Below are 24,496 nucleotides of genomic sequence, written 5' to 3'. Positions count from 1 at the left end.
GGCTCGGTTCGGGGGGCCGCTCACGCCCGGCTTCGGGTTTTCCGCCCCCCGGCGTCAGACGGCCTGGCCCGGCACCTTGAGGTGGGCGGACAGCCACTCCAGCGAGGACGGCAGCAGCGCGCTCCAGGTCTCGAAGTTGTGGCCGCCGTGCTCCAGCATGCTGTACGAGACCTTCATCGGGTCGTGCACCGCGTCGATGAACGCCTCGGTGTCCTGCCGGTAGTTGCCGTCGCCCTTCTTGGTGCCGGCCAGCAGTACGGAGATCTCCGGCTGGGGCAGGTTCCTCAGCCGCCAGAGCAGGTCGGCCTCCTGGCGGCGCTGCTTGCTGCCGCCGAAGAGGTCCCCGGTGGTCGGGTCGTCGGCGGCTTCGTAGTAGGCGGAGAGGGCGACGGCCGTGGGAAAGACGTCGGGGTGGCGCATGGCCAGCTTGAGCGCGCAGTAGCCGCCGGTCGAGTTGCCCATGAAGGCCCAGGCCTGCGGGTCGGTGGAGACCCGGAAGCTCGCCTGGATCGCCGAGGGGACGTCCTTGCTGAAGTAGGTGTCGGACTGGGCGCCACCCGGGATGTCCTCGCACTCGGTGTCCTGCGGCAGCGCGGGCGAGGGGCGCATCAGGACCATGACGGTCGGCTGCATCCGGCCCTCCTGCAGCAGCTTGAGCGCGGCTCCCGGGTAGTTGAACCGGGTGATCAGGTTCTCGGCTATCCCTGGGAAGCCGGTGCTGACGATCACCGCCGGGAACTGCTTCTGCGCGTACTCGGGCTGGAAGTACTGGGGCGGCAGGTAGACGTACCCCTCGGTGGAGAGTCGGCTGAGCCTGCCGTCGATCCGCACCTTGCGGATCTCGCCGGACTGGGCGGGCTCACGGCCCACCGCTCCCCCGCCCTTGACCGAGGCCCGGCCGACGGTGTCGACCAGGAGGCGGCCGGAGGCGTCCGCCTTGTTGTGGATCACCACCGGGCCGGTGCTGCCCGTCCCCAGGAGGTCGTCCCAACTGCTGTAGAAGGCGAAGTAGTTGTTGGCGACGAGGCCGAGCGCGGCGAGGACGGCGAGCTGGGTGGCGAGCAGCGCGCCGATCCGGCCGCACACCGCCTGCCAGGTCTTCCTGGCGAGTCTGGGCCACAACCAGACCGTGCCGGCCATCATCACGACGGCGATCACTACGGCCAGCGCCAGCACCTTGTGGCTCGTCAGACCCATGTTCTACTTGCTCCCACGCCTCGAACTCCGCGCCCCTCCGTCCAGGACATCCGAGGAGGTCCCCCCGGTTCCCCCACCGGGGCGTGCGAGGTCCAACCCTAGCGGGAGCTGGGAGAAAGCTGGTGCCTGGCCGACAGTCAGGGAGGCGGAGGGGGCACGGGGCGGGCGGGGGTCCGGAGCGCGGTGTTCGAACGGCGGGTGAGCGACGGCGGGTGAGCGGGGCGGAGATCGTGCCCGATCCCCGGCTACTCGCCGCCCACCCGGTCCCAGAGCCGCAGCCCCGCCGTGAGCTCCCGCATGCAGCGGGCGCCGAGGTCCTGCGGGGAGCCCGGCCCGGTGGCGGGCGCGTCGGAGGACGCCCACTGCTCCAGCGCCACCCGGATCGCGGCCGTCGCCGCTGCCGCGGCCAGCCGGAGCTCCAGCGGGTCGGTGCCCGCCGGACAGCGCTCGGCCAGCACCGCCCGCAGTCGCTCCTCCGCCCCCGCGTGGACCCGCTGCCAGGTGCCCTCCAACCGCGGATCGCGCAGCAGACTGCGCGTCCAGTGCATGGCCTCCACCGCGGCGTCGTCGGCCGGGGTCAGCGACGCCACCGCCGAGCGCTCCAGCGCTTCGCGCAGCGGCAGGTCCGCCGCGCTGTCCGCCAGCAGGTCCACCCAGCGCTGTCCGCCCGCCGCCAGCAGCGGCGCCACGGCGTCCTCCTTGACGGAGAAGTAGCGGTAGAAGGTGCGCAGCGAGATGCCGGCGGCGAGGGCGATCTCCTCGGCGGTGGTCGCCTCGGCCCCCTGCCCGGCGAAGAGCGCGGCGGCGGTACGGGCGATCTCCAGCCGGGTGGCGTCACGGCGGCGCTGGGTCAGCGAAGGGCGTCCGGTCACAAGGGTCAGGGTACGCAGTCGATCACTCCTACGGCACACCACGCCATCCTGACACGTCACGACTTCTTGGCACGTCATGCCAGAAAGGCGTACCGTGCCGGAAGAGGTCGAACGGCCGAGAACGAGTCGGGCGACCGGGAACGAACGGAGTACCACCATGGAGCGCTTCAGCGGACGGAACGTCCTGATCACCGGCGGCGGCTCTGGCATCGGCCAGGCGACCGTCCACCGGATCCTCGCCGAGGGCGGGAAGGTCGTCGCCGTCGACATCGACGAGGACGGTCTGAAGAGGACGCTGGACCGTGCGACCGCCGACGGCACGGCCGACCGGCTGACCGTCCAGGTCCTGGACATCGCGGACGAGACGGCCGTGGTGGCCGGCACGGCCGAGGCGATCGCGGTCCTGGGCGGCCTGGACGTCCTGGTCAACGCGGCCGGGATCCTCCGCTCCTCGCACACCCACCGGACCACCCTGGAGTTCTGGAACCGGCTCCTCGCGGTGAACCTGACCGGCACCTTCCTGATGACCCGCGAGGCGCTCCCCGCGCTGCTCGCCACCGGTCGGGGCGTGGTGGTCAACTTCAGCTCCACCTCCGCGAGCTTCGCCCACCCCTACATGGCCGCCTACGCCGCGACCAAGGGCGGCATCCAGTCCTTCACCCACGCGATCGCCTCGGAGTACTCCAAGCAGGGCCTGCGCGCGGTCTGCGTCGCGCCGGGCAGCATCGACAGCGGCATGACCAACAACCCCGGCCTGCCCGCCGACGCCGACTTCGGTCTGCTCGCCAAGCTCTCCCCCGCCCTCGGCCAGGGCTTCGCGGGCCCGGAGACGGTGGCCGGTGTGATCGCCATGCTGGCCTCCGACGACGGCGCCTTCGTCACCGGCACCGAGCTGCGCATCGACGGCGGCACCCACATGTGACCCGGTCCGGCGGACCCGGCGTACTCCGCCGGACCGCGACCGGTCGGCGGACCCGTCCGGCCCGGCGGCCCGATCCGGCGGATCCGGCCGACCCGGCGGGTCCTGTGCCGTCCCCCGTGCGGCACCGGATCCGTCGGTGGTCATCGGCGGTGCCGGCCGGAGCGGCGGCTGCTGCGCCCTCCGCCGTGCCCGGTCGGCTCGGTCGGCGGGCGGCTCACCCGGCCCGGGCGTGGCGGCCCGGGGGCGCCACGCCCCGGCGGGCGTCGCGGTGGGCGGCCAGGGCGTTGCCGACCGCCGCGACGGCGGCCCCGACCAGCAGCAGGGCGGCCGCCATGAGGACGCACGCCCCCGCGATCCGGCGGTAGCCGCCGTGCCGGGCCGGGTCGAGGAACGGGTACGGGTACCAGTCCACGGCGTGGCCGCGGGTCAGCGTGTACGCCAGGTAGACCAGCGGGAACGCCAGCCAGCCCAGCACCACCCGCGGTCGCACGCTCCGCAGGGGCGGGTCGATCAGCCAGTCGGCGAGCACCGCGAGCGGGACGGCGCGATGGACCACGTCCGCCACCCAGGGGACGACCGTCGGCGCGGGGTAGTTCGCCAGCAGCGTCCCGTAGGTCAGACCGGTGATCGCCAGGTACAGCACCACCGCCCCGCGCACCGCGTCCGGGACGGGCCGGCGGCCGGTCAGTCCGGCCCAGCCGCCGTAGCCCAGGACGGCCATCCCGGCCAGGTTGCTGAGGTTGGTGAAGTAGCTGAGGAAGTTCACCACGCCCGTGCCGTCGGTCGCCGCGTGGTAGCCGGAGAAGCAGAGCGCGACGGCCAGGAGGGTGGCGACGGCGAGCCGGGCGGGCGCGAGCCACGGGTGCATCGTCAGGGCGGCCTCTCGGGGGCGTGGTCCGGTGGTCCGGTGGGGCTACTGGGATTCAAACCCCGCCGGGCGGACTCGGCCACAGGAGAGGGTGCCGCCCTGGCGTCCTCAGGGGGTGCGCCAGTCGACGGCCAGGGCAGCGGCCGGGTTGGCGACCAGGAGCCGCTCGGGCAGCTCGGGCCCGAAGCTGCGGGCCAGCCGCGGAGCCAGGTCGGTGAGCAGCCGTGCTGGTCCGCCGGTCTCGCGGGCCGTCCGGGTGGTGGTGTCGGCGCCGAGCAGCAGCCGGTCGCCGTAGCCCGCCTCGACCAGGTCGGCGATCACGTCGAAGGCCTGGAGGTCGCCGGGGTGCCCGATCCGGGAGGGGCTGTCCAGGGCGAGGAAGACGCCCTCGGCGGCCAGGCTGCGGTGCAGTGCCCGGTCGGTGAAGCGGGTGAGGTGGCCGAGGACGATCCGGTCGGGGCGGACGCCGTGCCGTCCGGAGAGCCGGTGCAGGACGCCGTGCGGGTCACCGTCGGGTTCGAGGTGGACGGCGATCGGGGACCCGGTGGCGTGGTGCGCCTCGGCCGCGGCGGCCATCGTCCAGCGGGTGTGCCGGGTGAGCGGGCCCGCGTCGTCGGCGATTTTGATCAGGCCCGGCCGGACGCCGTCGGGCGCGTCGGGGAGTCCGGTGGTGAGCTCGGTGACGAAGCGTGCGGCGAGGTCCGCGTACGGGGCGGGGCGCTCGACGGGGCGGTCGCCGAGGTCCGGGAAGCGGCCCGGGGCGTAGTGGGCCGTCTGGTGCGCACCGGTGGCGGCGACGACGTGGACGCCGGCCGCCCGGGACAGCGCGGCGAGGGAGCCCGCGCCCCGGCCCATGCCCCACGGCGTCCACTGGACGAGGGTGCGGCCGCCCGCGGCGGCGTAGGCACGCAGGACCTCCTCGGCGGCGGCCGGGTCGTCCAGCTCCTGGCCGGGGAACCGGGGGCTGCGGATGAAGAGGTGGTCGTGGGCGTCGGTGACGCCCAGCTCGGCCGGGTCGAGGTCGCCGAGGACGGTCCGTACCCTGCGGGTGGTGGCGGCCGGGGTCGTCATGCCTCGTCCTCTCCGGGAGTGTCGGCCGCCGCCGCGAAGGTCGCCGTGGCGACGCGCAGGCCGGCCAGGGTCCTGGGGACGCCGACGTAGGGGGCGAGGTGGACGAGCACCTCGGTGATCTCCTGCTCCGTCATCCCGATCCGCAGGCTGTTGCGCACGTGGTCGGCGAGCTGCGGTTCGACCCCGCCGAGGGCGGTGAGGGCGGCGAGGTTGGCGATCTGGCGGTCCCGCAGGGAGAGGCCGGGGCGCTGGTAGGTGCCGCCGAAGAGGCTGGTGACGATCCAGTCGGGGAAGCCGGGAGCGAGGCCGTCCAGGCCGCCCAGGGTGGCGGTGGCGACGGGGCCGGCGAGTTCGGCGAGCAGGGCGTAACCGGCGTCGCGGTCGAGGGTGGCGGGCGTGAGGTCGGCGGGGGCGAGGTCGGCCGGGGCGGGGTCGGCGGCGCCCGTGGAGGTGGCCTGGGCGGTGGGCATCACGGTGGGGAGGGGTCCTTTCACCAGTGGCGGCCGGTCGGCAGCCGGTCGAGTTCGGGGCAGGACAGGTGCAGCACCTGGTAGCGGGTGCCGGGCTCGTCCTCGGGAGCCGGGCCGCGCCAGAGGGCGAACCGGAGCAGCTCCCACCGGCTCGGGTCCACGGCGACGGCGGCCGTGTGGAGGCCCGGGTGGACGGGGAGCTCGGCGAGCGCCCGCTCGACGGCCTCGGCCGGGTCGACGGACTCGGGGAGCCGCTCGGTGGTGCGGGTGGCGCTGGTCGGGGCGGCCGCTCCGGCGTCGGCGTTCCGCACCAGTCCGGCACCCAGCCAGTGGCGGACGACGGGGCGGCCGAAGTCGGCGCTCAGGCCCCGGAAGCCCGGGCCCCAGAGGAAGGAGTTCATCCCCGCCGAGGTGTTCCACAGGTAGAACGGCGAGTACTGGTTGGCCGGCGAGCCGTCCCGGCCGCGCTCGCGGACCAGGTAGGCCTTCAGGCCGAGCCCGGGGTAGGCGTCGAGCAGGTGGCCCTTGTCGGCGACGCGCTTGTGGATGATGCCCATGTCGTAGTCGGCGGGGAGGGGGATCTCGTACTGCATGGCGTGCACGGCGGGCTCCTCGGGGCTTCGGGACGTGTCGGGGGTGCCGGGGAGAAGGTTCGCCCGGGTCGTCCGGACCGGGGCGGTGGCAGGCCCGCGGGCGGGCCGCCCCGCGCCGGTCAGGACCGGCGGTGCGCGGCGAGCAGCCCGAGGGCGCCGCGGACGGCCTGCTCGAAGGGCTCGGCGCTGTTCGCGGCGCGGGCCAGCACGTAGCCGCCCTGGACGACGGCGACCACCGCGGCGGCGGTGTCCGCCGGGTCGAGGCCCGGAGCGAACTCGCCGCCCGCCTGGCCCTCGGCGATCAGCTCGGCGATCCGGCCGCGCAGCCAGTCGAAGGTCTCCTCGACCGGTGCGCGCAGCTGCGGGTCGGCGATGACGTCCGGGTCCTGGGCCATCCGGCCGATCCGGCAGCCGCGCAGCACCTCGCGGTCCCGGTGCAGGTACCCGGCGATGCGGTCGAACGCGGTGCCGGGGGCGGTGAGGTCGGCCTCCGCGATGCCGCGCATCTGCTCCGCGCTGCGGCGCAGGGCGGCGGCGGCGAGGTCCGGCTTGCCGGTGAAGTGGTGGTACATGCTGCCCTGGCCGACCCCGGAGCGCTGCTGGATGGCCTTGGGGCTGGTGCCGACGTACCCCCGCTCCCAGAGGAGGGCCTGGGTGCTCTCGATGAGGCGTTCCTGAGTGCTCATGCCGATCACTGTACACACCAGTAGGTACAGAACGCCAGGGATTCACCGCTCCTCGATGCCGGGAACCGGAAGACCGAGGGCCGTGCGCCGCCCCCCGGCGGCCACGGCCCCTCGACGGTCCGTCATCCCCCTTGGTGCGCAGTCGCATTCCGCTTGTGGACGGTGGCGCCGGTCACGTCACGGACGGTGCCAGGCGCCCACCGCGCGTAGGCACCACCCAGGTACAGAACGGCGGTCGCGGCCGGGGCGGTCGCAGCGCGGGCGGGTGCCGGCTCGGGCGGACCGGTCGGGTGGTCGGCTGGTCGCCGGGCCGGCCGGGTGCCGGGCCGCTCGGGCAGCCGGCCGGAGCAAGGACTTGATCGGCCGCCGGGGGCTGGCAGGATGTCCGGCATGAGCTACCTCGCCTCGGACGACCGCTACGCCTCGATGACCTACCGGAAGGCCGGCCGCAGCGGCGTGCAGCTGCCCGCCGTCTCGCTCGGCCTCTGGCACAACTTCGGCGACGCCCAGCCGCTGGAGGTGCAGCGGGCCGTGCTGCGCCGGGCCTTCGACCGGGGCGTCACCCACTTCGACCTCGCGAACAACTACGGTCCGCCGTACGGCAGCGCGGAGCGCAACTTCGGCTACCTGTTCGCGCAGGACTTCCGCCCGTACCGGGACGAGATGTTCGTCGCGACCAAGGCCGGCTGGGACATGTGGCCCGGCCCGTACGGCAACGGCGGCAGCCGCAAGTACCTGCTGGCCAGCCTGGACCAGTCCCTGGAGCGGATGGGGCTGGACTACGTCGACGTCTTCTACTCGCACCGCTACGACCCGGAGACTCCGATCGAGGAGACGATGGGCGCCCTGGACAGCGCGGTGCGCTCGGGCCGGGCGCTGTACGCGGCGATCTCCAACTACCCGGCGGAGCAGCACCGGGAGGCGGTGGCGATCCTGCGCGAGCTGGGCACGCCGGTGCTGATGAACCAGTCCGCGTACTCGATCCTCGACCGGTCCGTCGAGGACGGCGGCGTGCTGGACGCGGTGGGCGACACCCAGACCAGCCTGATCGCCTACTCCCCGCTCGCCCAGGGTCTGCTGACGAACCGCTACCTGTCCGGCGAGGTGCCGGCCGGGTCGCGGATGTCGGTCGGGAAGTTCCTGACCGAGGAGGCGCTGACCGGCCCGAAGCTGGAGCAGCTGCGCGCGCTGAACAAGGTCGCCGAGGGGCGCGGGCAGTCCCTGGCGCAGCTGGCGCTGTGCTGGGTGCTGCGGGACCCGAGGGTCGTCTCGGTGATCATCGGGGCGAGCAGCGTGGCCCAACTGGACCAGAACCTCGCGGCGCTGGCCGGCGGGCCGCTGACGGAGGAGGAACTGGCGGAGATCGACCGCCTGAGCCGCTGACCCGGGCCGCGCGCCAGGACCCGGGAGACCGGAACCCGAGGGGCGGCAGCCGATGGCCGGCCCTGACCGCGGCCCCTGGCGCCGGCGGCTGACGGCTGACGGGCTCGGCGGGTCCTGCGATCCGCCGAGCCCGTCAGCCGTTGGCCGCCGGCCGTCTCCTCGGGCTCGGCGGAGCGCGGGTCAGTTGGCCGGGGTGTACTTGTAGCCCACCCGACGGACCGTCACGATCGTGTCGCGGTAGGCCGCACCGAGCTTGCGGCGCAGTCGGGCGACGTGCACGTCGACGGTGCGTCCGTCCCCGACGTGGCCGTAGCCCCAGACCGCCGAGACCAGGTGGTCCCGGGTGTGCACGCGCTGGGGGTGCTCGGTCAGGTGGGCCAGCAGCTCGAACTCGAGGTACGTGAGGTCGAGCAGCCGCCCGTCGACGTAGGCGTTGCGCCGCTCGGTGTCGACGGTGATCCCGCGCCCGGCCGGGCGGACCGTCCGACCGGCATGGGAGACGCCGCCTGGGACGGCCGTTCCACCGCTCCCAGCAGGGGGAGCCGCCGGGCTCTCGGCCGGCACCAGGACGAGGTAGCCGACCATCGGGTGGCCCGCCCCGTCCCCGGCCTGCGGGTACTGGGCGAGGAGGCCCTGCGGCAGCGAGCCCTGCGGCAGGGCGGCGACGACGGTCGCGCCCTCGGGCAGTGCGGCCAGCAGCGAGGCCGGCGCCGAGGGTACGAGCGTCCCGGCCGGCCCGACGGTCGGCGCGACCGGTGCTGCGGTGCCGGCCGACGGAACGGGCGCGATCGTCGGGACGGCGGACCTGGAGGGGACGGACGCGACGGTGGCGACGCCGCGACCGGTGGGAACGGAGCGGACCGCGCGCAGGTGCGGAGTCGCGGTGGGCAGGGGCAGGGTGGCCGTGGAGGAAGAAGACATGGTGTGCCGCTCATTTCGCGCGTGACGGACGGGGTGGAGTCGTCTGCGCGTCGACCGGGCGTACCGCCGTCGCCGGACCGGGTGGAACCGGTTCAGCGGGTGGAGAGCCGGGACGCGCTGGGCGAGCCCGGACACGTCTGATCGAACAGGTGCGGCTGCCGGGACGGCCAGAACGGCTCGAGGTCGAGACGGCTCCGTCGGCTGTCCGCGGCGCGACGCGCGCGCCCGTTCCACCGTCCGGTCCGAGGGCCCGCGCACATCGCGACGGCCGGCCCGGTCGGACGGGTGCGGCCGGCGATGCCGGGGGCTGGGCTGGGGCAGACGATGTTCACTGGTGGTTCTCTCCGCGAGGCGGGGCCGGTTGGTCGGCCGTGGACGCGCCGGGTGGGCGGTCCGTCACGGCCTGGTCGACGGGATCGACGGGAATCGACAGGAATCGACAGGGATCGACGGTGCGTCGGGCGGCGGCCGGACGGCCGGTGCCGCCGGGGGGACGTACCGGGGCGGGAAGGGGCCGTCAGCGACAACAGGCGCTGCAGATCAGCGCCTGGTCGATGTAGCGGCGGACGGTGAGCACCGGCATGACGGGGCGGGGCACGGCGGCGGTGCGGTGCTGACCGATGGTCATCCCTGTCGCCCTCCCCTTCGTCCTGTGCGACGACGCCTCGACGGCCGACACCGGTCGGCAACTCCCGTACGAACGGGAGGTTTCCGACCCTCCCGGCGGCATGACCGGGGCGGCCTTCATCACCAGAGCCTTCCATGCCCGAGCCCGTCCAGGCAACCTTCAGTACGCCGATCGTCCGGAATGCGGACGACGGAATGAGACGCGGGACGGGCTGAACCGCCCTGACCAGCGGAATCCTCCGGCGGTCAGGCCCGGGCGGCGGCCGCTCGGCGGGCGGCAGCGTGCTCGACCAGGGCGACCAGCAGGTCCTTGCCGTCCTCCCGCAACCGCGCGTCACACAGCAGCACCGGGATCCCCGGGTCGAGGTCGAGCGCGTCCCGGACCTCCTCCGGGGCGAAGAGCTCGCTGCCCTCGAAGCAGTTGACGGCGACCACGAACGGGATGCCGCGCTGCTCGAAGAAGTCGACCGAGGGGAAGCAGTCGGCCAGCCGGCGGGTGTCCGCGAGCACCACGGCGCCGAGTGCCCCGCGCGCCAACTCGTCCCAGACGAACCAGAACCGGTCCTGCCCCGGGGTGCCGAACAGGTAGAGCGCGAGTCCGCGCCGCAGGTCGATCCGGCCGAAGTCCATGGCCACCGTGGTGGTGCGCTTCGCCTCGACGCCCGAGGTGTCGTCCACCGGGCGGCCCAGTTCGCTGAGCTCCTCCTCGGTGCGCAGCGGGCGGATCTCGCTGACCGCGCCGACCAGCGTGGTCTTGCCCGCGCCGAACCCGCCCGCGACCAGGATCTTCACCGCGACGGCCGGACCTCCGCGCCACTGCGGGTCGTCGGCGTTCCCCCGCCGCGCCGGGGGCGCGCTCGCGGGGTTGGGGTCAGAGCGCACGGAGTCCATTGATCACGTCTCGCAGCAGGCGCTCGTCGGGCAGCTCGGCGAGCGGAACGGGTCGGGTGACGCTGATCAGGTCGGCGTCGTAGAGGTCGCCGAGCAGCACGCGTACGACGCTGACCGGCAGGTCGGTGTAGGAGCCGAGTTCGGCCACGGACAGCGGCTCGTGGCGGCACCAGGCCAGCAGGGTCTGGTGCTCGGGGTCGAGGACGTGCGCGGGCACGGCCCCCGCGTCCGGCCCGGGGTCCTTGGCGGTGACCAGCGAGATCAGGTCGAACAGGCCCTCCTCGACCGGACGGGTGCGGCCCCTGGTCATCGCGAAGAGCCGCACCACCGGCCCCGCCTCGTCGTCGAACCAGCGGTCGTCGACCGAGGTGCGCGGCCGGAACAGGTCGACCTCGGGCTCGTCCGGGGCCGTCCGTTCCCCGTCGCTGGGCCCGGCTGGGCCCACCGGCACCTGGGGGCCGCCGGGCGCCTCCGCGCTGCCGATCCCCGCCGGGCTGTCGAACGCCTCCGGGCCGCCGGGCGCCTCCGGGCCGCCGAGCGCCCGGAGGTGCTCCGGCCCGTTCGCCTTCGGATCCGCCATCGGACCGCTCAGCTCCTCGGCGCGGCGGTTTCGGTGCGCGGCTCGGCGGCCATGTGCTCGCCGACCCGCTTGACCAGCAGGGCCATCTCGTAGGCGATCTGGCCGATGTCCGCCTCGGCCTCGCTGAGCACGGCCAGACAGCTGCCGTCACCGGCGGCGGTGATGAACAGGAAGGCCTCGTCCAGCTCGACCATGGTCTGCCGGACCCCGCCGACCTTGAAGTGGCCGCCGGCGCCCTTGGCCAGGCTGTGGAACCCGGCCGCGACGGCGGCGAGGTGCTCGGCGTCCTCCCGGTCCAGGTCGCGGGAGGCGCCGGTGGCCAGCCCGTCGCTGGAGAGGATCACCGCGTGCCGAAGGGCCGCGACGCGCCCCACCAGGTCGTCCAGGAGCCAGTTGAGGTCGCCGGACGGCTGCGTCGAAGTGGTCATGATTCAGTTCCTTCCGCTGGGGCGGGTGATGCCGGTGGTGCTGATGGTGCTGGAAGTGCCGATGCTGCAGGTGGTGCCGGTGCTGCGGTCGTTCCGGGTGCCGCTGACCCCTCGGGTGCCACGGGCGGCACGGGCGAGGCGGGCCCCGGGTTCGGCCGGACCGGCTGCCCGTCCGGCGTCCTGCGGGCGAGCCGCGCGCGCTCGGCGTCCTCGGGGGCGGGTGCGGGCAGCGCCGCCGGGGCGGGCGCGGGGCTGATGGCCCGCAGGGACGGGTCCGGCGGCTGCCACCTGGGGACGGCCCTGAAGCGGGCGTCCGAGGCGCTGGAACGATCCTGCGCGGTCGCGTCCTGCGGGGTACGGCCCTGCGCCGTCGCGTCCTGCGGGGTACCGCCCTCGGTGGTTCGGTCCTCGGCCGTGCGCGACCGGGCGGCTCGATCGGCCGGACCGGTGGAGCCGCGGCCGCGGGTGAAGCCGCGCTGGAACGAGGCGAAGGCGGCCCGGGCCTCCTCGGGCGAGCGCTCCCGGGGCTCCGTCAGGTCCGCCGCACCGGCCGGACCGGCCGTCGCCCGGGTGCGCCGGGTGTCGTGGTCCTCGGGCCCGGCCGCGGCACGCAGCCGCTCCTTCGCCTGCTCCCTCAGCTGCGGCGCGAGGTTCGCCTGCCGGACGCGCCGGGGCAGACCGCCCGGCGTCCGGGGCGCCGCCTGCGCCGCTGCTCCGGCCGCCGCTGCGCCGTCCCCTGGGGCGGCGGTCCCAAGGGTGCCGGCGGTCCCGAGGGTGCCGACGGTGTCCAGGGTGCCGGCCGTGCCGGGAGTGCCGGGAGTGCCGGCTGCGGGCTCCCCGGCCGGGGGCGCGCCGTCCTCCGGCGAGGCCGTCAGCCTGCCGTCCACCGCGGAGAGGCCGCCAGACACCGCCGCGTCCCGCCGGTGGCGCCCCGTGCCGGGAGCGTCCTCGCCGTCCGGCACGGGCGCGGGCACCAGGACCGGACCGCCCTTGGTCCGCGCTGCCCGGCGCGGCAGCCCGTTGGCCGTACGCCCCGCTTCGGGCGCGGACGGGCGCGGTCCTCCGGAGACCCGGTGCCGGCCACCCGTGCCACCGGTACCACCGGTACCACCCGTGCCACCCGTACCGGTGGCGGCTGCCGCAGTGGCCGTACGCGCAGCCTCGGCCGTGCCCGGCACCGCGACCAGGTCTCGCCCGCGCCGCCCCGCCGCCCGCCTCGGCCCCCGGCCCGGCGCAGCCGCCCCGGACGGCTGGGCCGGCGGTTCCGGCAGGCCGTCCGGCGCCTCCGCCAGCAGCTCGCGCGGGATCAGCACCACGGCCGTCGTCCCCCCGTACGGCGAGGGCCGCAGGTGGACCCGGATGCCGTGGCGGCGGGCGAGCCGGCTCACCACGAACAGTCCCAGCCGGTCGGTGTCTGCCAGGTCGAACTCCTGCTCCACGGCCAGGCGTTCGTTGATCTCGGCGAGCAGCTGCTCGCTCAGCCCGAGCCCGCGGTCGTCGATCTCCAGGGCGAAGCCGTGCGCGACCACCTCGCCCTGGACGGTGACCTGGGTGGCCGGTGGCGAGAACACCGCGGCGTTCTCGACGAGTTCGGCGACCAGGTGGGTCACGTCGGCGACGGCGCTGCCGAGCAGACCGGTGCCGGGGAAGGGCCGGACGATCACCCGGGCGTAGTCCTCGACCTCGCCGACGGCCGCGCGGACCACGTCCACCATCCGCACCGGCTTGCGCCAGGCGCGTCCGGGCGAGCCGCCGGCCAGGATGATCAGGCCTTCGGCGTGCCGGCGCATGCGGGTGGTGAGGTGGTCGACCTTGAACAGGTCCTCCAGCTCCCTCGGGTCCTCGGTGCGGCGCTCCATGGTGTCGAGCAGGGTGAGCTGCCGGTGCAGCAGGACCTGGCTGCGCCGGGCCAGGTTGACGAAGACCGCCGACACGCCGCGCCGCAGTTCCGCCTGTTCCACGGCGGCCTCCACGGCGGCCCGCTGGACGGCGTTGATGGCCTGGCCGACCTGGCCGATCTCGGCCTGGCCGAAGTGCAGTTCCGGCACCTCGGCGGCCACGTCCACCGGCTCGCCGCGGCGCAGTCGCAGCATCACGGACGGCAGTCGGGTGGTGGCCAGCTCGTTGGCCGCGTTGCGCAGGCCGATCAGTTCGCGGGCCAGGCCGCGACCGATCCGGAAGGAGATCATGATGGTCAGCACGACGGCGACCAGGGCGATCCCACCGGCGATGCCGCCGCGCCAGAGCGCCGCGATCGCCGTGGACCGTCCACGGTCGTCCAGCCCGGCGGCGATCCTGGCGTCGATCGAGGCGAGATCGCCGAGGGAGCGGTCGGCGGTCTGGCGCCAGTTGTCGCCGTTGAGGGCCTGCACGACCCGGTCGGGGCCGCCGGCGCCCACGAAGTCCGCCTCGGCGCGGGCCAGCGCGCCCCAGGCCTCGCCACCGCGCAGGGCGATGTAGTCGGCCTGGTCGGCGGGTTCGAGTTCGGCGATGTAGACGGTGAACAGCGCCTGCTGGTTGTGCAGGGCGTCCAGTGCGGCCTGGTACTGCTCGGCGGTGGGCTTGCCGGTGCCGGTGCGCAGGCCCTCCATGGCCGCGTCCTCCTGCGAAAGGTACTCGCGGGCGCGCACCAGCTCGATCAGGATGGTTCCCTGACGCGGGAGTTGCCCGCTCTGCCGGGCCACGTAGGCGGATCGGAAGCCGAACACCGGCCGGACCAGGTCGCTGTACTGCCCGAGCGCGAACTCCCAGTTCAGCGCCAGGCGGCCGACCTGGGCCCGCAGCGGGGCGATCTGGTCGGCGGCGGCGGTGATCTGCACCAGGCGGGCCCGCTGGGCGGCGGAGAGCTCCCCCCGGGCGCTGTCCTTCTTCTGCCGCAGGACCGCGAGGCTTCGGTCGGTGGCGGCCTTGGCGTGCTCGAAGGCGTCCCGGGCGACCGGCGAGTTCGGGTCGGCCAGGCGCTGCACGGCGGCCCGGCGCTCGTCCTGCAGGTCGCTCGCGTACTGGTCGACGGCCGGCCCGTACTCCTTGTACGTACGACTGATCGCCAGCTGGTCGAGGGCGTCCCCGGTGGTGGCGAGCGTCGCGTACACCCACAGGGCCGTGAGGGCGACGATGGGCACCAGGAGCAGCGCGATGATCTTCGCGCGGATCGAGCTGCTGCGCAGACGCATGGAGTCCTCGGTCGGGAAGTGCCAGGCGCGGACGGGGAGCGGGGAGCGGAGGGCGGGGCGAGCGGGGAACGGAGGGCGGGGTGAGCGGGGAGCCGGGGGAGGCGGCAGGTGCCGGGCAGGCGGGGACTGCGGAGGATCCGGCCGGGTCGGGGCGGGGGCCGGGTCGGGTCGGGTCGGGGATCGGGCGGGCTCGGACGGTTCGGTCGGGCGCGGAGGGAGGGGCTCGGACGGACTTTGCGAAGGTATGGGAAGGAAGCTGCGGAGGGCTCCCGGCCGCGGGTCTGCGAGACTCTACTACGCCGTGACCACACGTTCGAGGGTCGAACCACCCGCGTCCTCACCTTGCCCAGGACACGTCAGGGGCCGCCCGTGGCAGCTCCCGCTCCCGACTCCGGGGCAGCTCCCGGCCCCCGGCCCTTGGGCAGCTCCCGGCTCGCGACCCGTTCCACCGGCTCCCCGGCCCCGGTTCCCGTCGCTTCGCCCCTCCGGTCCCCTCGGCCTCCGTCCCGCCTCCCCGGGTTCCTCCTCCCCGTCTCCCCCATCACGACACCGCTCGAGCGCAGCCGTGCCGATCTCGTCGCGTCCCCGCCACAACCCTGGGCAGTGACAGGACGATCCGATAGTTTCGCTCCACCCGCGCGACCGGGCGCCGCCACTCCGGCGCCCGCCGACCGGGTCCGGCAGACAGCGCCGCGAGACGCGAACTGGGGAGGACTGTGCGCGAGTTCACCACCCCCGCCCCGCCCGGGCGCGAGGCCGCCGGAGGACTCGCCGACTCCCTGTACGACACCGCCGAGCGCACGCCCCACCTGGTCCAGCTGTCCCGGCGCGCCGCCGACGGGCGGTGGGAGGACGTCACCGCGCGGCAGTTCCGCGACGAGGTCCTCGGCCTCGCCAAGGGTCTGCTGACCCGAGGCGTGCGCTACGGCGACCGGGTCGCCCTGATGTCCCGCACCCGCTACGAGTGGACGCTGTTCGACTACGCGCTCTGGTCGATCGGCGCGATCACCGTGCCGGTCTACCCCACCTCCGCGCCCGAACAGGTGCGCTGGATCCTCGCCGAGACCCAGGCGGTGGCCTGTCTGGTCGAGGACGAGGACGCCGCGATGACCGTCGGCGCGGTCTGCGACGCACTGCCCGACCTCACCGGCATCTGGCAGCTGGACCGCGACTGCGTCGCGGCGATCACCGAGGACGGCCGGGACGTCCCCGTCGCGTTGGTGCACCGCCAGCGGCTCGCCGTCGCGGCCGCCAACATCGCCACCGTCGTCTACACCTCCGGCACCACCGGCCGCCCCAAGGGCTGCCTGATCACCCACGGCAATCTGACCGCAGAGGCCGACGCGCTGCTCACCGGGTGGGGTGACGTCTTCCGGGACACCGGCGGCGGCCAGCCCGCGACCCTGCTCTTCCTGCCCCTCGCGCACGTCTACGGGCGGGCCGTGCAGGTCGCGGCGATCCGCGGCGGCTTCCGGATCGGCCACATCCCCGAGGTCTCCACCGACGCGCTGCTGCCCGCACTGAAGACCTTCCAGCCGACCTTCCTGCACGCCGTGCCCTATGTCTTCGAGAAGATCTTCCAACAGGCCCGGCGGACCGCCGAGGAGACCGGCCGGGGCGAACTCTTCGAGCAGGCGCGGCAGGTGGCCGTCGACTGGGCGACCGCACGGGAGCAGAAGGCCTTCGGCCGCGGCCCGGGCCCGGGCGCGGGACTGCGGCTGCGCCACCTCGCCTACGAGCGGACGGTCTACCCCCGGCTGCGCGCCGTGCTCGGCGGCCAGGTGCGCAGCGTGATGTGCGGCGGCTCCTCGCTGCGCCGCGAGTTGGGACTGTTCTTCACCGGCGCCGGGCTCCAGCTGTACGAGGGCTACGGACTGACCGAGACCACGGCCGCGATCACCGCCAATCCGGCCGGACGGCAGAAGCTCGGCACCGTCGGGAAGCCGCTGCCGGGCGCCTCCGTGGCGATCGCCGACGACGGCGAGGTGTGGGTGCGCGGCGGGTCGGTCTTCGGCGGCTACCTCAACCACCCCCGGTGCACGGCGGAATCGCTGGTCGACGGCTGGTTCGCCACCGGCGACCTCGGCCGGCTGGACGAGGACGGCTACCTGACCATCACCGGGCGCAAGAAGGACCTGATCGTCACCAGCAGCGGGAAGAACCTCGCGCCGGCGGCGCTGGAGGAGCGGGTCGAGGCGCATCCGCTGGTCTCCCAGTGCCTGGTGGTGGGCGACGACCGTCCGTACGTGGCGGCGCTGATCACGCTCGACCCGGCCGCGTTGGCGCACTGGTTGAAGACCCACGGGCGGGAGCAGCTGGACTCCTGGGCGGTGCTCGCGGACGAGCAGTTGCACACCGAGATCCAGCGGGCGGTGGCCGCGGCGAACACGGCCGTGTCGCGGGCCGAGTCGATCCGCGCGTTCCGGCTGCTGCCAAGGGAGTTCAGCCAGGAGCAGGGGCTGCTGACGCCTTCGCTCAAGCTGCGGCGGGCGGCGATCACCCAGCACTACGCCTCGGATATCGAGGAGTTGTACCTCTCGCCCTGAACTGTCTGCGATTTGAGTTGCTCTGACGTTGCGTCTTCTGCGGTGCCGAACAAGGGGTGACGGCCGAGCCGCAGTCGGACCGTCCACCGGGCGATCCCTTGACGGGCTCATTGGTCCAGTCCATTGTTGCTCTCCGGTCCGCGTGCGGCGCACCGGCACAGCTCGTTCCCGTCCCTCCGGGAAGTCCCACGGTCCCGATTCCGCTCACGCCCTCCCCACGGGCGTGTCCCACCCGCTGGAGTCCTCACGTGTCGATGTCCACGCGCCTGTCCGCGCTGGCCGCCTCCGTCGTCCTGTTCGCCGCCGTCGCCGTCCCGGCGGCCTCCGCAGCCACCGGCGATCCGGCCCGGCAGACCGGGCAGAACGGTCAGAACGGCCAGACCGGCCAGACCGGGCAGACCGGGCAGACCGGGCAGACCGTCAACCTGGCCACCAACCCCGGGTTCGAGCTGCCCTCCCCCAACCTCGCCGACTGGGGCAGCATCCCGGGGTGGAACTGCACCGGCGGACCGGCCGAGGCGGCCGTCACCACCACCGCACCCCGTTCCGGGGGCTCGGCGCTCACCGTCACCCCCGCCGGCGACGACTCCACCGGGGAGTGCGCGCAGACCGTCTCCGTCCAACCGGACACCACCTACACCGCCTCGGCCTGGGTGCGCGGCGACTTCGTCCACCTGGGCGCGACCGGCACCGGCCGGGACGTCGCCCCCGCCTGGACCGAGACCACCGGCGGCGGCTGGCAGCAGCTGACCACCCGCTTCACCACCGGGCCGGACGCCCGCAGCATCCGGCTGTACGTGCACGGCTGGTACCAGCAGGGGCCGTTCTCGGTGGACGACGTGCGGGTGGACGGCCCGGCGCCGGCACCCGCGGTCGCGCGGGGCTCGATCCCGACCGAGGACAAGGTCGTGTTCTTCACGGTGGACGACGGCTGGCAGCGCACCCCCGAGGCGGAGCGGTTCATCGCCGACCACCACCTGCCGATCACCGCCTTCCCGCTGCCGATGCCGGCCGGCGGCGACCCGGACTTCTTCAGGCGGGTCACCGCCGTGCCGGGGTCCTCGATCCAGGACCACAGCGTCTCCCACTCCGACCTCAGCAAGCTTCCGCCGGACCAGCAGCAGGTCGAGATCTGCGACGCCCGCGACGCGATGACCCGCCTGTTCGGCACGGCGCCCGTGGTGTTCCGTCCGCCGTCCTTCGCCTGGAATACCGACACCCTGCAGGCCGCGGCCGACTGCGGCATCCGCACGGTGTTGACCGCCGACGCCGACTTCAGCTGGGGCGCCTCCGCCGTCTGGCACCCCGGCCCGCTGCAGCCGGGCGACGTGGTGCTGATGCACTGGACCGACACCCTCGCCACCGACCTGGCACGTGCCCTCGCCGCCGCGGACGCCGCCGGTCTCAAGCCGGCGGGGCTGACGGACTACCTGCGCTGACGGGCGCCCGGCCGGCCCCTGCGCCGCACGCCCTCATGGCACGCTGGCACGCGCCTCACCGCACGCCCGCGCGGCACGCGTTCGTGGCACACCCGCGCTGCACGCCCTCGCTGCACGCCTTCGTGGCACGCCCGCACCCCGCTCGCCAACGATCTTGGTCGTTGACAGCAGGACCACGGCGTGGCTCTAATGGGGGCGTGCAGCGCGGCGTCGGCCACAGAGCAGTGGGCCGGCCGGCAGCCGAGCCAGCACCTGATTTCCCAGGGGACGATGCGCGATGAGTACTTGCTCCGCTGCCCTGATCTGACCCAGGCGGTCACCGCGGTGTCCGCCCGTTGCCGCGTGGTACCGCGTGTGGCCGCGACTCCCCCGAAATCTCCGGAGACTCCACCACACACCCATGCCCAAGTCGTCCAACCCCGCCCATTCCTTCAACCGCAAGGTCATCGACGAGTTCCGCGCCAACGGCGGCCGGGTCGGCGGCCCCTTCGAGGGCGGTGACCTGCTGCTGCTGACCACCACCGGCGCGCGCAGCGGGCGTCCTCACACCGTCCCGCTCGGCTACGTCCGGGCCGAGGGGCTGCTGCTGGTCGTCGCCTCGGCGGCCGGGGCCCCGGAACACCCCCAGTGGTACCGCAACCTGCTGGCCCATCCCGTCTCCCGCGTCGAACTCGGCTCCGAAACCTTCGACGCGATCGCCGTCCCCGCCGAAGGCACCCACCGGGAGAGGCTGTTCGCCGAGATCGTCCGGCAGGCGCCCGGCTACGGCGACTACCAGGCCCACACCGAACGCGAGTTGCCCGTGGTCGTCCTGGAACGACCCGAGCCGCCGGTCGGCGCACCCCGCGAGGTGCACAGCCTCGCCGACAAGCTGTTGGAGGCGCACACCTGGCTGCGCGCCCAGTTGCACCACGTCCGGGCGGAGGCCCGGGCCCACTCCCCCGGCCGTCCGGCGGGGCTGGGGCTGCAACTGCGGCAGCACTGCCTGGCGTTCTGCCAGGGACTGACGCACCACCACTCCGGCGAGGACGCCGCGATCTTCCCGGCCCTCGCGCGCAGCCATCCCGAGCTGGTCGCCGTGCTGGAACGGCTCGGTGAGCAGCACCGGGCGATCGGACGGATCAAGGAGGAGCTGGTGGCGCTGTTGGCCGGGATCGCGGTCAGCGAGCCCGAACTGCTCCGGGCCGAGCTGGACCGGATGTCGGCCGAGCTGGAGGCGCACCTCGACTACGAGGAGGCCGAACTCCTGCCGGCCCTCGCCGGCATTCCGTTCCCTCCGGTCCGGCCCGCCCCGCCGAACGCCTGACACGGCTGCGCCGCCGTTCCCTCCCCCAGCACGTGGGTGGGGACGGCGGCGCCACCGCTGTCACGGACGCTCACCCGGCGGAGCGCTGGAGCCGGGCCCCTCAGGAGCGGCTGAAGACCGGCAGGTAGCCGCCGGACTGGCCGGCCGCGTTGGGGTGGTAGCTCTCGTCGATCGGCAGGGTGGTGCTGTGCAGCCAGGTGTCCAGCGAGCCGCAGATCTCGTGACCGGAGAACGCGTCGCGGACGTCCCCGAAGGTGAAGCCGGCGTTGGCGACCCGCTTGGCGATGACGCCGTCCAGCGTGTCTGCGGCCTCGTTGATGGCGGCGCGCTTGGTGTCGCCGATGCCGAAGATGCAGGAGCCGCCCACCTTGTACAGGTGCGGGTAACCCAGCACCACGACGTGGGCGTTCGGCGCCTTGGCCCGGATCGCGGAGTACACCTGGTCCAACTGGCCGGGCAGGGTGTTGCGGGCGTAGGACTCGGCCGTGCTGACGGCGCTCAGGCAGTCGCTGTCGGAGCCCAGCACGCAGGTCTGCATGGTGCTGGAGAAACCGGCGTCGTTGCCGCCGATCGTGAGGCTGACCAGCGTGGTGCCGGAGTTCAGGGCCGAGATCTGGCTGTTGAGGACGTCACCGGTTCTCGCACCGGAACAGGCGACGAAGGAGAAGGAGGACGGGGCGTTCGCGTTCTTCCACAGGTAGGCGTAGGCGTTGGTGCTGCGTTTGCAGCTACCGCTGTCGCTGAGGTAGCTGCCGGCACCGACACCGGCCGAGTAGGAGTCCCCGAGCGCCACGTAGTTGATCCCGGCCGCGTGGGCGGACGACGCCGTGAAGAGCGTCGTCAGCGCGAGGAGAGCGGCTGTCGCAGCGACGGACAGAGCACGAGCAGGGCGGAGCATTGCACCTCCTGGTGATGTGGGTCACGAAGTGGATCTTCCAGGCGGCGGCCGGACACCGTACGGACGGCATCGGTACCGACACCGGTACCGCCACCGGCACCGGTACCGGTACCGGGCGGCCGGATCGCCTGGCGGAGCGTCACCGTGCTACGGGCTCGGTTCAGGAGCGGCTGAAGACCGGGAGGTAGCCGCTGGCCTGACCGGCCGCGTTCGGGTGGTAGCTCTCGTCCACCGGCAGCGTGGTGCTGTGCAGCCAGGTGCTCGAGGAGCCGCAGATCTCGTGGTCGGTGAAAGCACTCCGCACGTCGCCGAAGGTGAAGCCCGCGTTGGCGACCCGCTTCGCGATGACGCCGTCCAGCGTGTCCGCGGCGGCGTTGATGGCGGCGCGCTTGGTGTCGCCGATGCCGAAGATGCAGGAGCCGCCCACCTTGTACAGGTGCGGGTAGCCCAGCACCACGACGTGGGCGTTGGGCGCCTTGGCGTGGATCGCGGAGTACACCCGGTCCAGCTGCGCTGGCAGGGTGTTGAGGGCGTAGTCCTTGCCCGCGTTGACGGCGCTCAGGCAGTCGCTGTCCGAGCCCAGCACGCAGGTCTTCATGGTGTCGGCGAAGCCGGCGTCGTTGCCGCCGATCGTGAGGCTGACCAGCGTGGTGCCGGAGTTCAGGACGGAGATCTGGCTGTTGAGGACGTCACCGGTTCTCGCACCCGAACAGGCCGCGAAGGTGAAGGACGACGGCTTGTGGGCGTTCTTCCAGAGGTAGGCGTAGGCGTTGGTGCTGCGTTTGCAGCTACCGCTGTCGCTCAGGTAGCTGCCGGCACCGACACCGGCCGAGTAGGAGTCCCCGAGGGCGACGTAGTTGACGCCGGCCGCGTGGGCGGATGACGCCGTGATGAGCGTCGTCATGGAGAGGAGAGCCGCTGTGGCGGCGACGAAGAGGGCGCGGGCGGGGCGGAGCATTGCACCTCCTGGTATGACCTGGGTCACAGAGAGGGATACCAGGCAGTAGCTGAACGCGGAAGCGCTCATGCCAAAGACATTGACGGCCCATCCGATAGCGCAGAAGTGAACTGCGCCCGACGGAGCGTGAGTTCACCCAGGTGGGCGATGGTGTATGTCGACGCCCGTCGATCATCGCGTGTAGATGAGAAAATCCGATGAGTCAGCGCAGCGTCAGTCGGCGGTCAGCCCACGGCTGGCGCGCGGCCGGAGCGCGGCCGAGTCGGGGGAGCGAAATCCGCTGCCGCCGGGGAACGTTGATCATCGGTCGTGGACGGGCTGCCGGGGCAGGAAGCGGCTCGGGCGAGGCTGGGCAGGGAGCGGGTCCGGGCGCCGGGCGGGACAGGGCAAGCAGGCAAGCGGGCGGGCGGGCAGGCAGGCACGCAGGCAGAGCAGGCAGGCAGGCAAGCGGGCGGGCAGGCAGGCACGCGGGCAGAGCAGGCAGGCAGAGCAGGCAGGCAGGCACGGAGCGGCAAAAGGCGAACGGCAGGCCCGAGTGCGACTCTGCCCTCCGCCCCGGCCGGAGGCGCGGCTCAGCGGACGGTCGGCCGGCCCGCCGGTGAGATCAGCTCCCCGCCGACCGGCCGCCTCCGGGGTACACCGTCCCGGGGAAGACGGTGCAGCCCTCGACCGGCAGCTCCTCGATCGTCTCGTTCGCGGCAGCGGGCACACCGAGCCAGCGGACGGCGGTGGCGACCGCCGACCGGGCCTGGCGCAGTCCGGGCGCGCCCCAGCCCAGCAGCTCGACCGCCAGCCCCGGTGCGACCAGCAGCCGCCGGTAGTGCCGGCCCGAGGCCGGGTCGGCCGCACTCGGGCCGACCGAGCGCAGCGCCGCCGCCATCCGGACCCGGGCGCACTCGTGACCGCCGTTGGCCGATCCGACCCGGTCGTAGAGGTAGCCGAGGTAGTAGGGGCGGCCGATGACGGCCTGGGCCTCCTCGTTCGCCTCGCGGGCCAGGGCCGCGGCAGGGTCCCCGTCGTCCTCCGGCTCCAGCGAGCCGCCGGGCAGCGAGCAGATCCCGTCCCGCGGGTTCACCAGGGTCAGCACCCGCCCGTCCGGGGCGAACAGCCAGCCCCAGGACTGCTTCACCGGCAGGCCCTCCGGCACCTGCTCACCGGGCCGCCACGGCCAGCCCGCGGTGGGACGCCGCCGCACCTTCCCGAGCAGCTCGGCGACCTCCGCCGTGAACTCGATCCGGCCCATGCCGTGCGTCCCCCCTCTCGCTGTCGGGCTCGCCGGACCTGCGGAGCACGGTTCGGAGCGGAGCGGCCGGAGCGGCGGCGTGGGGTACCGCACGCTCCTGCTGTTGATCTTCTCCGAATCTTCCCCGAACAGGCGGTCGATGAACAGTCCCCAGCGCCGCATGGCGGATGCGGAGGCCGCGACCACCCTGATCACCCCAGCGGCCCACCCCCTTCACCGGTCTCCCGGAAGCCCGGCAGCGGGAACCCCGGCCGCGGCACCACCCCCGGCGGGAACGGCAGCCCGCGCTCCGCGTCGTCGGCCAGCTCGTCGAACACCTCATGGGCGGTCATCGGCCGCAGCCGCCCGTCGGCGAGGGCCCACCCGCGCACCAACGGCCCCAGCGGCCCGGGCGCCGCCGGCGCCCGGTCCGCCACCGGGCCGGGCGGCGCCCCCTCGGGAGGGCCTGCCGCCGACGCCTCCGGATCGGCGCTCGGCCCTGCGCTCGGCCCGGCGCTCGACCGTGCGCTCGGCCCTGCGCTCGGCGCTTCGCTCGGCCGGGCGCTCGACGGATCGCCGTGCAGCAGCAGCGCCCCCGCACCACCGGAGGCCACACCGGCCGCGAGCGTGACGCAGAACGCCTCCGTGTCCCGCCCGGCCGGGTGCAGCCGCCCCCCTTCCACGCAGACGTCCACCGCCGAGGTGAGCTCCTCGCCGTCCTCCGGGCCGTGGCACCGCAGCGTCAGCAGGTGGCAGCCCTCTCCCGCGCCCTCGGCGAGCGCCAGGTAGACGGAGGTCACGTACTGCATCACCGCCGCCATCCGCGCCTGCCCGGCCAGGTCGTCGCCGAGCGCGTCCAGCAGGGCCGCGCAGGCGACGGACATCCGCACCCGCGCCCGGTGATCGTCCAGCAGTACCGGGAGCAGCTCCGCCAACCGCTCCCCCGCGTAGACGAACGGCTCCCCCGCCAGCTCGGGATCGCCCGCGTACGCGACCCGGGCGGCGGCCGTCCGGGGATCGAGCCCGACCGCCGCGCAGTAGTCCTCGAAGTCACCCGCCTCCAACACCCTCAGATGCACCTCCAGCCCCTGCCCCTGGAGGACCCTCAGCTGCTGCTCCGCCCGGCGCAGGTACTCCTGGTGCCCGAGCGCGCCGAACATCCCGTACTTCGCCAGCCCGGCGAAGTCCGCCGCTTCCGCGGCGAGCGCGACCGCCACCGGCTGCGGCGGCGCACCCCGGGCCCGGCCGCCGCGCCGCCCGCGCGCCCCGGCCCCGCCGACCCCACCGGCCCGCCCGCCCGGCGGCCGTCCACCTCCCGGCGGGGGCGCCCCCCCGCGCCCCCCCCGCGCGGCGCGCCGGGGAAAAAGCCGGCGGGCCCCCCGCAACCGCGCCAACCCCCGCCCCCAACACAGGCGGGGGGGCCCCCCCCCCCCCCGCACGGCGCG

21 protein-coding genes are annotated in these 24,496 nt (G+C 74.1%); 5 read left to right on the top strand and 16 right to left on the bottom strand.

Features of this window, described 5'->3' with window-relative positions:
- Nucleotides 1–54 precede the first annotated feature (54 nt).
- A complete protein-coding gene (locus ABT247_RS17250) occupies nt 55–1,197 on the bottom strand; it encodes an alpha/beta hydrolase (RefSeq protein ID WP_350743623.1) in 1,143 nt (380 codons plus the stop codon).
- Between the two features lie 245 nt (nt 1,198–1,442).
- A complete protein-coding gene (locus ABT247_RS17245) occupies nt 1,443–2,069 on the bottom strand; it encodes a TetR family transcriptional regulator (RefSeq protein WP_350743622.1) in 627 nt (208 codons plus the stop codon).
- A gap of 157 nt (nt 2,070–2,226) precedes the next feature.
- Here ABT247_RS17245 and ABT247_RS17240 point away from each other — a divergent pair, with 157 nt between their 5' ends.
- A complete protein-coding gene (locus ABT247_RS17240) occupies nt 2,227–2,991 on the top strand; it encodes an SDR family NAD(P)-dependent oxidoreductase (RefSeq protein WP_350743621.1) in 765 nt (254 codons plus the stop codon).
- 214 nt (nt 2,992–3,205) lie between these two features.
- On the opposite strand, the gene ABT247_RS17235 is transcribed toward ABT247_RS17240, so the two are convergent.
- The 5 genes from ABT247_RS17235 to ABT247_RS17215 all read right to left on the bottom strand — a co-directional run bounded on the left by ABT247_RS17235 (nt 3,206) and on the right by ABT247_RS17215 (nt 6,679).
- Nucleotides 3,206–3,859, bottom strand: coding sequence for a Pr6Pr family membrane protein (locus ABT247_RS17235; protein WP_350743620.1), 654 nt, complete (start codon nt 3,857–3,859; stop codon nt 3,206–3,208).
- 108 nt (nt 3,860–3,967) lie between these two features.
- Nucleotides 3,968–4,930, bottom strand: coding sequence for a phosphotriesterase family protein (locus ABT247_RS17230; RefSeq protein ID WP_350743619.1), 963 nt, complete (start codon nt 4,928–4,930; stop codon nt 3,968–3,970).
- A complete protein-coding gene (locus ABT247_RS17225; RefSeq protein ID WP_350743618.1) occupies nt 4,927–5,400 on the bottom strand; it encodes a carboxymuconolactone decarboxylase family protein in 474 nt (157 codons plus the stop codon). The genes ABT247_RS17230 and ABT247_RS17225 overlap by 4 nt, the downstream gene beginning before the upstream one ends.
- Before the next feature lie 20 nt (nt 5,401–5,420).
- On the bottom strand, nt 5,421–6,002 hold the full coding sequence (locus tag ABT247_RS17220; protein ID WP_350743617.1) for a DUF4865 family protein: 582 nt from the start codon (nt 6,000–6,002) through the stop codon (nt 5,421–5,423).
- A gap of 110 nt (nt 6,003–6,112) precedes the next feature.
- Nucleotides 6,113–6,679, bottom strand: coding sequence for a TetR/AcrR family transcriptional regulator (locus ABT247_RS17215; protein WP_350743616.1), 567 nt, complete (start codon nt 6,677–6,679; stop codon nt 6,113–6,115).
- 390 nt (nt 6,680–7,069) lie between these two features.
- On the opposite strand from ABT247_RS17215, the gene ABT247_RS17210 reads away from it, so the two are divergent.
- A complete protein-coding gene (locus ABT247_RS17210) occupies nt 7,070–8,062 on the top strand; it encodes an aldo/keto reductase (RefSeq protein WP_350743615.1) in 993 nt (330 codons plus the stop codon).
- A 180-nt stretch (nt 8,063–8,242) separates the two neighbouring features.
- Here the strand turns inward: ABT247_RS17210 and ABT247_RS17205 are convergent, their stop codons facing one another.
- From ABT247_RS17205 to ABT247_RS17185, 5 genes are all read right to left on the bottom strand, one after another.
- Complete coding sequence (locus ABT247_RS17205) at nt 8,243–8,983, bottom strand: winged helix-turn-helix domain-containing protein (protein WP_350743614.1); 741 nt, start codon at nt 8,981–8,983, stop codon at nt 8,243–8,245.
- Nucleotides 8,984–9,856: 873 nt separating this feature from the next.
- Entirely contained in the window at nt 9,857–10,501 is a 645-nt protein-coding gene (locus tag ABT247_RS17200; protein WP_350743613.1) for a GTP-binding protein, read from the bottom strand.
- A complete protein-coding gene (locus tag ABT247_RS17195) occupies nt 10,482–11,081 on the bottom strand; it encodes a DUF742 domain-containing protein (RefSeq protein WP_350743612.1) in 600 nt (199 codons plus the stop codon). Before ABT247_RS17195 ends, ABT247_RS17200 begins: the two co-directional genes overlap by 20 nt.
- 8 nt (nt 11,082–11,089) lie before the next feature.
- The gene (locus ABT247_RS17190; protein WP_350743610.1) at nt 11,090–11,509 is read right to left on the bottom strand and encodes a roadblock/LC7 domain-containing protein; all 420 of its coding nucleotides are present in this window, start codon (nt 11,507–11,509) and stop codon (nt 11,090–11,092) included.
- Nucleotides 11,506–14,682, bottom strand: a complete 3,177-nt coding sequence (locus tag ABT247_RS17185) for a sensor histidine kinase (protein WP_350743608.1) — start codon at nt 14,680–14,682, stop codon at nt 11,506–11,508. Before ABT247_RS17185 ends, ABT247_RS17190 begins: the two co-directional genes overlap by 4 nt.
- A gap of 716 nt (nt 14,683–15,398) precedes the next feature.
- Here ABT247_RS17185 and ABT247_RS17180 point away from each other — a divergent pair.
- The 3 genes from ABT247_RS17180 (at nt 15,399) to ABT247_RS17170 (ending at nt 19,973) form a co-directional block, all read left to right on the top strand.
- The gene (locus ABT247_RS17180; protein WP_350743606.1) at nt 15,399–17,228 is read left to right on the top strand and encodes an AMP-dependent synthetase/ligase; all 1,830 of its coding nucleotides are present in this window, start codon (nt 15,399–15,401) and stop codon (nt 17,226–17,228) included.
- Between the two features lie 254 nt (nt 17,229–17,482).
- Nucleotides 17,483–18,667: a polysaccharide deacetylase family protein gene (locus ABT247_RS17175; RefSeq protein WP_350743624.1), complete on the top strand. Its 1,185-nt coding sequence runs from the start codon at nt 17,483–17,485 to the stop codon at nt 18,665–18,667.
- A gap of 400 nt (nt 18,668–19,067) precedes the next feature.
- A complete protein-coding gene (locus ABT247_RS17170; protein WP_350743604.1) occupies nt 19,068–19,973 on the top strand; it encodes a nitroreductase/quinone reductase family protein in 906 nt (301 codons plus the stop codon).
- A gap of 100 nt (nt 19,974–20,073) precedes the next feature.
- Here ABT247_RS17170 and ABT247_RS17165 read toward each other — a convergent pair whose 3' ends face one another.
- The 4 genes from ABT247_RS17165 to ABT247_RS17150 form a co-directional block, all read right to left on the bottom strand.
- Nucleotides 20,074–20,871, bottom strand: a complete 798-nt coding sequence (locus tag ABT247_RS17165; protein ID WP_350743602.1) for an SGNH/GDSL hydrolase family protein — start codon at nt 20,869–20,871, stop codon at nt 20,074–20,076.
- 160 nt (nt 20,872–21,031) lie between these two features.
- Complete coding sequence (locus ABT247_RS17160; RefSeq protein ID WP_350743600.1) at nt 21,032–21,829, bottom strand: SGNH/GDSL hydrolase family protein; 798 nt, start codon at nt 21,827–21,829, stop codon at nt 21,032–21,034.
- Nucleotides 21,830–22,433: 604 nt separating this feature from the next.
- Nucleotides 22,434–23,072, bottom strand: coding sequence for an NUDIX hydrolase (locus ABT247_RS17155; RefSeq protein ID WP_350743598.1), 639 nt, complete (start codon nt 23,070–23,072; stop codon nt 22,434–22,436).
- 191 nt (nt 23,073–23,263) lie between these two features.
- Nucleotides 23,264–24,268, bottom strand: a complete 1,005-nt coding sequence (locus tag ABT247_RS17150) for a DUF8829 domain-containing protein (protein ID WP_350743596.1) — start codon at nt 24,266–24,268, stop codon at nt 23,264–23,266.
- Between the last annotated feature and the right edge of the window lie 228 nt (nt 24,269–24,496).

Origin of the sequence: Kitasatospora sp. NPDC001539 (genome assembly GCF_040298565.1) — a bacterium.
GTDB lineage: Bacteria > Actinomycetota > Actinomycetes > Streptomycetales > Streptomycetaceae > Kitasatospora.
The sequence above is the reverse complement of the archived record's forward strand: the minus strand, read 5'-3'. Positions and strand labels throughout refer to the sequence as shown.

Excerpts from the sequence above, each read along its gene's own strand:
- ABT247_RS17250 (WP_350743623.1), bottom strand. The coding sequence starts at position 1,197 with ATGGGTCTGACGAGCCACAAGGTGCTGGCGCTGGCCGTAGTGATCGCC.
- ABT247_RS17240 (WP_350743621.1), top strand. The coding sequence starts at position 2,227 with ATGGAGCGCTTCAGCGGACGGAACGTCCTGATCACCGGCGGCGGCTCT.
- ABT247_RS17235 (WP_350743620.1), bottom strand. The coding sequence starts at position 3,859 with ATGCACCCGTGGCTCGCGCCCGCCCGGCTCGCCGTCGCCACCCTCCTG.
- ABT247_RS17230 (WP_350743619.1), bottom strand. The coding sequence starts at position 4,930 with ATGACGACCCCGGCCGCCACCACCCGCAGGGTACGGACCGTCCTCGGC.
- ABT247_RS17225 (WP_350743618.1), bottom strand. The coding sequence starts at position 5,400 with ATGCCCACCGCCCAGGCCACCTCCACGGGCGCCGCCGACCCCGCCCCG.
- ABT247_RS17215 (WP_350743616.1), bottom strand. The coding sequence starts at position 6,679 with ATGAGCACTCAGGAACGCCTCATCGAGAGCACCCAGGCCCTCCTCTGG.
- ABT247_RS17210 (WP_350743615.1), top strand. The coding sequence starts at position 7,070 with ATGAGCTACCTCGCCTCGGACGACCGCTACGCCTCGATGACCTACCGG.
- ABT247_RS17205 (WP_350743614.1), bottom strand. The coding sequence starts at position 8,983 with ATGTCTTCTTCCTCCACGGCCACCCTGCCCCTGCCCACCGCGACTCCG.
- ABT247_RS17200 (WP_350743613.1), bottom strand. The coding sequence starts at position 10,501 with ATGGACTCCGTGCGCTCTGACCCCAACCCCGCGAGCGCGCCCCCGGCG.
- ABT247_RS17195 (WP_350743612.1), bottom strand. The coding sequence starts at position 11,081 with ATGGCGGATCCGAAGGCGAACGGGCCGGAGCACCTCCGGGCGCTCGGC.
- ABT247_RS17190 (WP_350743610.1), bottom strand. The coding sequence starts at position 11,509 with ATGACCACTTCGACGCAGCCGTCCGGCGACCTCAACTGGCTCCTGGAC.
- ABT247_RS17185 (WP_350743608.1), bottom strand. The coding sequence starts at position 14,682 with ATGCGTCTGCGCAGCAGCTCGATCCGCGCGAAGATCATCGCGCTGCTC.
- ABT247_RS17175 (WP_350743624.1), top strand. The coding sequence starts at position 17,483 with ATGTCCACGCGCCTGTCCGCGCTGGCCGCCTCCGTCGTCCTGTTCGCC.
- ABT247_RS17170 (WP_350743604.1), top strand. The coding sequence starts at position 19,068 with ATGCCCAAGTCGTCCAACCCCGCCCATTCCTTCAACCGCAAGGTCATC.
- ABT247_RS17165 (WP_350743602.1), bottom strand. The coding sequence starts at position 20,871 with ATGCTCCGCCCTGCTCGTGCTCTGTCCGTCGCTGCGACAGCCGCTCTC.
- ABT247_RS17160 (WP_350743600.1), bottom strand. The coding sequence starts at position 21,829 with ATGCTCCGCCCCGCCCGCGCCCTCTTCGTCGCCGCCACAGCGGCTCTC.
- ABT247_RS17155 (WP_350743598.1), bottom strand. The coding sequence starts at position 23,072 with ATGGGCCGGATCGAGTTCACGGCGGAGGTCGCCGAGCTGCTCGGGAAG.